Below are 1,952 nucleotides of genomic sequence, written 5' to 3'. Positions count from 1 at the left end.
TAAATGTGCGACGGCGTACTTTTTGTAGAACGGTCCGGCGAGTTATGGCATGTGGTAAGGTTAAGTACTTCAGGTACGGAGCCGAAGCGAAAGCGAGTGTGAAGAGCACGGTAAAATCACCTGCCATAGACCCGAAACCGGGTGATCTATCCATGTCCAGGATGAAGCTGCCGTAAGAGGTAGTGGAGGTCCGAACACACATCCGTTGAAAAGGGTGGTGATGAGGTGTGGATAGGGGAGAAATTCCAATCGAACCCGGAGATAGCTGGTTCTCCTCGAAATAGCTTTAGGGCTAGCCCCGTAACAGTCTTGCGGAGGTAGAGCACTGAATTTCCTAGGGGGCGTCAAAGCCTACCGAAGAATATCAAACTGCGAATGCCGTACAGATGATTTACGGGAGTCAGACTGCACGAGATAAGTTGGGTGGTCAAAAGGGAAAGAGCCCAGACCCGCAGCTAAGGTCCCAAAGTGCGTGTTAAGTGGAAAAGGATGTGGGATTTCGAAGACAACCAGGATGTTGGCTCAGAAGCAGCCACACATTAAAAGAGTGCGTAATAGCTCACTGGTCGAGAGGTCCTGCGCCGAAAATGTCCGGGGCTGAAACACGACACCGAAGCTCGGGAATCAGAAATGATTGGTAGAGGAGCATTGAAGACGGAACGAAGCCATACCGGAAGGAGTGGTGGACTGTCTTGAAGAGAGAATGCCGGAATGAGTAGCGAGAGAGAAGTGAGAATCTTCTCGGCCGAATATCCAAGGTTTCCAGGGTAAAGCTGATCTGCCCTGGGTAAGTCGGGGCCTAAGGCGAGGTCGGAAGACGTAGCCGATGGACAACAGGTTGAAATTCCTGTACTGTGATATATCAGAACTGTGGGGACACAGCGGGAAGGCATGGGCCGGAAAAGGAAAATCCGGTGCAAGCACCAGAGGAGTATGGCAGGCAAATCCGCCATGCAATCCGAAAGTGTGATGCGGAGCGAACAAAAGTAGCGAAGCATGCTTACCGGCTGTCGAGAAAAGCCGCTATTGCGTATATCACACCCGTACCGTAAACCGACACAGGTGGATGAGGAGAGAATCCTAAGGCCGGCGGGAGAAGCATTGTTAAGGAACTCGGCAAAATGACCCCGTAACTTCGGGAGAAGGGGTGCTCTTGAAAAAGAGCCGCAGAGAATTGGCCCAAGCAACTGTTTAGCAAAAACACAGGTCTATGCAAAACCGAAAGGTGAGGTATATGGGCTGACGCCTGCCCGGTGCTGGAAGGTTAAGAGGAGAGGTTATCGCAAGAGAAGCCTTGAATTTAAGCCCCAGTAAACGGCGGCCGTAACTATAACGGTCCTAAGGTAGCGAAATTCCTTGTCGGGTAAGTTCCGACCCGCACGAAAGGCGTAATGATTTGGGCACTGTCTCGACAATGCACCCGGTGAAATTGAAATACCAGTGAAGATGCTGGTTACCTGCGCCAGGACGGAAAGACCCCATGGAGCTTTACTCTAGCTTGATACTGGGATTCGGTATTGCATGTACAGGATAGGTGGGAGGCTGCGAAGTGATGACGCCAGTTGTCACGGAGCCGATGTTGGGATACCACCCCTGCAGTACTGGGTTTCTAACCTGCGGCCGTAACCCGGCCGGGGGACAATGTCTGGTGGGGAGTTTGACTGGGGCGGTCGCCTCCGAAAGAGTATCGGAGGCGCTCAAAGGTTCCCTCAGAATGGTTGGAAACCATTCGAAGAGTGCAAAGGCAGAAGGGAGCTTGACTGCGACACCGACGGGTGGAGCAGGTACGAAAGTAGGACTTAGTGATCCGGTGGTATGAAAGTGGGATTGCCATCGCTCAACGGATAAAAGCTACCCTGGGGATAACAGGCTTATCACTCCCAAGAGTTCACATCGACGGAGTGGTTTGGCACCTCGATGTCGGCTCATCGCATCCTGGGGCTGTAGTAGGT

1 rRNA gene is annotated in these 1,952 nt (G+C 52.3%); it reads left to right on the top strand.

The window, feature by feature from the left end:
- A 23S ribosomal RNA gene (locus H8S01_RS13815) occupies nt 1-1,952 on the top strand; the annotation flags it as partial.

Origin of the sequence: Lachnospira hominis (ex Liu et al. 2021) (assembly GCF_014287955.1) — a bacterium.
In the GTDB taxonomy this organism is placed as follows: domain Bacteria; phylum Bacillota; class Clostridia; order Lachnospirales; family Lachnospiraceae; genus Lachnospira; species Lachnospira hominis.
Note: the sequence above shows the minus strand (reverse complement) of the source record. Positions and strands in the feature narration are given on the sequence as shown.